The sequence below is a fragment of the Oleiagrimonas sp. genome, assembly GCF_027858935.1.
Classification (GTDB): Bacteria; Pseudomonadota; Gammaproteobacteria; order Xanthomonadales; family Rhodanobacteraceae; genus Oleiagrimonas.
Window position 1 is genome coordinate 1 of record NZ_JAQIBU010000167.1, and the last position, 5,156, is coordinate 5,156.

A 5,156-nucleotide genomic window follows, 5' to 3' on the forward strand; every position below is an offset into this window, starting at 1 on the left:
ATCAAGGACCTGGCCACCAAGGCAAGTTTCGAGGAAATCGCACATCTGCTGATTCACGGGCGCCTGCCGACCTGGTCCGAACTCAATGCCTACCGTGCACGTCTTGCGCGCCTGCGCGGCCTGCCGCAGCCGGTCAAGGCCGTGCTGGAGCAACTTCCCGCCGCCACCCATCCGATGGACGTGCTGCGCACCGGCTGCTCGGCACTGGGCACGGTGTTGCCGGAAAAGGACGACCACAATGTCGCTGGCGCACGCGAGATCGCCGATCGCCTGATCGCAAGTTTCGGTTCCATGCTGCTGTACTGGTATCACTTCCGCCAGAACGGAAAGCGCATCGAGACCGAAACCGAGGACGAGTCCATCGCCGGCCATTTCCTGCACCTGCTGCACGGCAAGCCGGCCACGGAACTGCAGACGCAGTCGCTGGACAGGTCGCTGATCCTGTACGCCGAGCACGAGTTCAATGCATCGACCTTCACGGCGCGCGTGATTGCAGGCACCGGTTCGGACATCTATTCCTCGATCACGGGTGCCATCGGTGCGTTGCGCGGGCCCAAGCATGGCGGCGCCAACGAGGTGGCGATGGAGATCATCAGCCGCTACCGCGATGCCGACGAGGCCGAGGCCGACATTCGCAAGCGCGTGGCCAACAAGGAAATCGTGATCGGCTTCGGCCATCCGGTCTACACCATCGGTGATCCGCGCAACCCGATCATCAAGGAGATCAGCCGCAAGCTGTGCCAGGAGGGCGGCAACATGCGCCTGTTCGAGATCTCCGAGCGGATCGAGAAGGTGATGATGGAACTGAAGAGCATGTTCCCCAACCTGGACTGGTACAGCGCCTCGGCGTATCACATGATGGGCGTGCCGACGGCCATGTTCACGCCGTTGTTCGTGATTGCGCGCACCACCGGCTGGAGTGCACACGTGATGGAACAGCGCGACGACCGCAAGATCATCCGTCCCAGCGCCAACTATATTGGTCCCGAGGATCAGTCCTTCCAGCCCATCGAGAAGCGCTGACTGTACCCGGGCGATGTCGGTCGGTCCCGGGGCGGACCGACATCGCCATTCGACAGAGGCTCCGCCCATGGGGTTGACGAACGTGCAGGGCATGCAGGGACTGGGTGCGTGGTCAGCCGTGCCGTCGATATCCACGGGTTACGGGCACTGGGGCATCAATGTGATCGTGGTGGTGGCCACGGTGGCCGCCGTCAGCGCGTGTGTCCTGCTGCACTACGAGGCATTGACGCTGCTGTCCCGCAGCTTGGCGCGCATGGGTACCAGCAAGCGTCGGCGGGTGTTGCGCGGCATCTTTGGCGTCTTGGTGGTGCATGTGGCCGAAATCTGGATCTTCGGCCTGACCCTGTTCACCCTGATATTCCTCGATCCCCGCTTCGGTGCCGTCAGCGGCATCTCGTCGAATTCCCTGTTGGACAACGTCTACTTTTCCGCGGTCACCTTTTCCACGGTGGGCTTCGGTGACGTGATCCCTCTCGGGCCGATCCGTTTCCTGGTCGGAACAGAGGCATTGGCCGGCTTTGTGCTGATCACCTGGTCGGCGTCGTTCACTTATCTTGAAATGGAGCGGTACTGGCGTCGTGACTGATGCGCGCGCGATTGATTGACATCAATTGCCGCCTGGCCCGGACCGTGCATCATGCCGCAACCATGTAACGGGAGTCCCGCGATGTACAAGACTGTGCTCGTCGCCACCGATGGAACCGAAAATTCGCTGACTGCGATTCGGGATGCCGTAGCATTGGCCGCTTCCCTGGGCGCCTCCCTGGTGGGCGTGCATGTGGCGCCTCCGCTCCGCTTCTACGCCGCCAGCCCGGCCGACGCAGCGCTTGGTCTGGAAGAGGATTACGAGCGCAGCTGTCGCGAGGCTGCCGAGCAGTATCTCGAACAGGTGCAAGTGGCTGCCGAGGCCGCTGATGTGCCGTGCACCTTGCGTTTCCGATTCGGCGAGGAGATCGCCGACGGCATCCTCGGCGTGGCCGCGGAAGATGCCTGCGACGTGCTGGTCATGGCTTCGCGCGGTCGAGGCAACCTGGCCTCGCTGCTGCTGGGCAGCGAGACACGCAAGGTGCTTTCACACGCCCGCTTGCCGGTGCTGGTGGTGCGCTGATCCGGCAGGCCGCATCCTGCAATGGACGCGGCGTCGAATCATTCGAGCCTCATGCCTGCGCGTCGGCAGGTCAGCGCCGAGGCGCTGACCGATTTCGCGAGGATCACCCGGGACGCGCCGCGATCCCGGTCCGGGGTGCAGCCCGGATGGCAAGCGACCGGGCCCTGTAGCCTTCGGCCTTTCCGGAACCTACTCAGGACAGGCCTTCCGCCTCCAGTGCCTTGCGCACGCCGGCGTCCTCGCGCATGCGCTCGAACCAGGCATTGAGGTGGTCCAGGCCGGCAAGGTCGATGCCCATGGCCCGCGCCCAGCGGGTCATCACGAACAGATAGGCATCGGCGCCCGAGCGTGTTTCAGCCAGCCATGCATGGCGTGCCAATTGGGTGTCGTTTCGTTCGAACAGGATGCGCAGGGTTGCTTTTGCATTGGCCTTGGTGCGCTCGATCGTTTCCTCGTCCTCGAGATAGCCGGTGGCACCGAACAGCGGCTTGAAGCTTGGGTGCATGTCGGCGTTGAGGAATCCCAGCCAGCGGTTGATTTCGGCACGTGCGCGGGGTGTGCCGTCGCCATGCAGCCCGGTATCGGGAAATCGATCGGCAAGGTAGTTCAGGATGGCTACATTCTGGGTCAGCACCCAGCCTTCGTCCTCGAGTACCGGTACGGCGCCGGCTGGATTGAGCTTCAGGAATTCGGGGGTCTTGATCTCGTCGTGATTGAGCTTCTGCGCCTGATAAGGCTTGCCGATCCATTCAAGGACGATATGACTGGCAAGCGAACACGCGCCGGGCATGGTGTAGAGCTTCATGATGAGCCTCTGTGTGGTGGAAAACCTGAATTCAAGATATGCCGGCACCTGTCGGCTTCATCAAGGGACGCAGGCGAAACACTGCGTTCGCGATGCACCGGTGCAAAGGGGCGCGGGACTACAGGCGGGCCGCCAGTCGCGTGCCCTGGTCGATGGCGCGTTTGGCATCCAGCTCGGCTGCGACATCGGCGCCCCCGATGACATGCGTGGATACTCCTGCCGACGCAAGCGCATCGGCCAGGGATCGGTTCGGCTCCTGTCCGGCGCAGATCACCACGTTGTCCACCTCAAGCACACGCGATTGCTCGCCGATGCGCAGGTGCAGTCCCTGTGCGTCGATCCGCTCGTAACTCACGTCGCCCAGCATCTGCACGCCCTTGCTCTTGAGCGTAGCCCGGTGCACCCATCCGGTGGTCTTGTTCAGACGCTTGCCGGGACGGCCCTCGCTGCGCTGCAAAAGCCAGACCTGGCGAGCGGCTGGTTCGGTCTGGCGGGGCTTAAGACCCCCGGCGTGCGCCATGTTCTCGTCCACGCCCCATTCGGCATTCCAGCGATCGATATCGGTGCCGGGGGCGGGTTTGGGCTGAACCAGGAATTCGGCCACATCAAAGCCGATGCCTCCGGCACCGATGATGGCCACGCGCTGGCCGACCGGGGCGTGGTCACGAAGTACATCGACATAGCTGAGCACCCGCGGGTCATCGTCCCCCGGGATGCTGGTCCTGCGCGGCGTCACGCCGGTGGCCACGACCACGGCGTCGAACTTGCGCAGGTCCTCGACGGTCGCCTCGTGCCCCAGTCGCTGCCGCACGTCGAGGGCTTTCAGTCGATGCTGGAAATAGCGCAGAGTCTCGTCGAACTCTTCCTTGCCGGGGATCTGTCGGGCCATGTTGAACTGGCCGCCGATGCTCTGTGCCCGGTCAAACAGGGTCACGCTGTGACCGCGCTCGGCGAGCGTGGTGGCGCAGGCCATTCCCGCCGGACCGGCACCGACCACGGCGAAGCGCTTGGCCATGATGACCGGCTCAATCCTGAGTTCGGTTTCATGGCAGGCGCGCGGATTGACCAGACAGGTGGCACGCCGGTTGGCGAATACGTGGTCCAGGCAGGCCTGATTGCAGGCAATGCAGGTATTGATGGCGGCCGATCGCCCGGCCCGTGCCTTGGTGACCCAGTCAGGGTCGGCAAGCAACGGCCGGGCCATCGAGACCATGTCGGCGTCACCGTCCGCGAGTATGCGTTCGGCCACATCCGGCATGTTGATGCGGTTGGTGGTGATCAGCGGGATGCCGACCTCGCGCTTCATGCGCGCCGTGACCCAGCGGAACGCGCCACGCGGCACGCTGGTGACAATGGTCGGGACCCGGGTCTCGTGCCAGCCTATACCGGTATTGATGAGCGTGGCTCCGGCGGCTTCGACGGCCTTGGCCAGCTGGACGATCTGATCCCAGTCCTGGCCCCCCTCGACCAGGTCCAGCATCGAAAGGCGATAGATCAGGATGAAATCCGGGCCCACCGCCTCGCGGATGCGTTCGACGATCTCCACCGCGATTCGCATACGCCGGGCGTAACTGCCGCCCCAGGCATCCGTGCGCCGGTTGGTGCGTTCGGCGAGAAACTGATTGATCAGGTAGCCCTCCGATCCCATCACCTCAACGCCGTCGTACCCGGCTTCGCGCGCCAGTCGTGCGCTGCTGACGAAGTTGGCGATCGTTCGTTCCACCCCCCGTGTGCTCAGTGCGCGTGGGGTAAACGGGCTGATCGGCGCCTTGATGCGTGAAGGCGCCACCGAGAGCGGGTGGTAGCCGTAGCGACCGGCGTGCAGGATCTGCATGCAGATGCGACCGTGCTCGTGGTGGACCGCGCGGGTGACCTTGCGGTGCCGCGCCACGTGCCAGGGCATCGACATGCGGCCGCCAAAGGGCTTCAGCCAACCGGCGATGCTTGGTGAAATGCCGCCGGTGACCATCAAGCCCACCTCGCCACGCGCACGCTCGGCGAAAAATGCCGCCAGCTTGTCGTAATCCCCGGCGTGGTCCTCCAGGCCGGTATGCATCGAACCCATCAGCACGCGGTTGGGCAGGGTGCAGAAGCCCAGGTCCAGCGGGCTGAACAGTGCAGGGTAGGCCGTGTCGGTCATGCGCTTGATCCGATCCAAACGATCGTTTGATTATGGACGGGGGCGAGCACGCATGCCAGCACTGCAATGTAATCAGTGGC

The 5,156-nt window shown here is 64.0% G+C and carries 5 protein-coding genes; 3 read left to right on the forward strand and 2 right to left on the reverse strand.

The features are described from left to right. The 3 genes from prpC to PF446_RS06125 all read left to right on the forward strand — a co-directional run. Nucleotides 1-1,023: 2-methylcitrate synthase (prpC, locus tag PF446_RS06115; RefSeq protein ID WP_298070354.1), on the forward strand; the 1,023-nt coding region annotated here is incomplete at its 5' end. Between the two features lie 67 nt (nt 1,024-1,090). Further along, nucleotides 1,091-1,609, forward strand: a complete 519-nt coding sequence (locus tag PF446_RS06120) for a potassium channel family protein (protein ID WP_298070355.1) — start codon at nt 1,091-1,093, stop codon at nt 1,607-1,609. 81 nt (nt 1,610-1,690) lie between these two features. Then, on the forward strand, nt 1,691-2,131 hold the full coding sequence (locus PF446_RS06125) for a universal stress protein (protein ID WP_298070356.1): 441 nt from the start codon (nt 1,691-1,693) through the stop codon (nt 2,129-2,131). A 193-nt stretch (nt 2,132-2,324) separates the two neighbouring features. Here PF446_RS06125 and PF446_RS06130 read toward each other — a convergent pair whose 3' ends face one another. Both PF446_RS06130 and PF446_RS06135 read right to left on the reverse strand, forming a co-directional pair. Further along, a complete protein-coding gene (locus PF446_RS06130) occupies nt 2,325-2,936 on the reverse strand; it encodes a glutathione S-transferase N-terminal domain-containing protein (RefSeq protein WP_298070357.1) in 612 nt (203 codons plus the stop codon). A gap of 118 nt (nt 2,937-3,054) precedes the next feature. Continuing rightward, nucleotides 3,055-5,076, reverse strand: a complete 2,022-nt coding sequence (locus tag PF446_RS06135; protein ID WP_298070358.1) for an NADPH-dependent 2,4-dienoyl-CoA reductase — start codon at nt 5,074-5,076, stop codon at nt 3,055-3,057. Between the last annotated feature and the right edge of the window lie 80 nt (nt 5,077-5,156).

Coding starts and splice junctions, on each gene's coding strand:
- PF446_RS06120 (WP_298070355.1), top strand. CDS start 1,091: ATGGGGTTGACGAACGTGCAGGGCATGCAGGGACTGGGTGCGTGGTCA.
- PF446_RS06135 (WP_298070358.1), bottom strand. CDS start 5,076: ATGACCGACACGGCCTACCCTGCACTGTTCAGCCCGCTGGACCTGGGC.
- PF446_RS06130 (WP_298070357.1), bottom strand. CDS start 2,936: ATGAAGCTCTACACCATGCCCGGCGCGTGTTCGCTTGCCAGTCATATC.
- PF446_RS06125 (WP_298070356.1), top strand. CDS start 1,691: ATGTACAAGACTGTGCTCGTCGCCACCGATGGAACCGAAAATTCGCTG.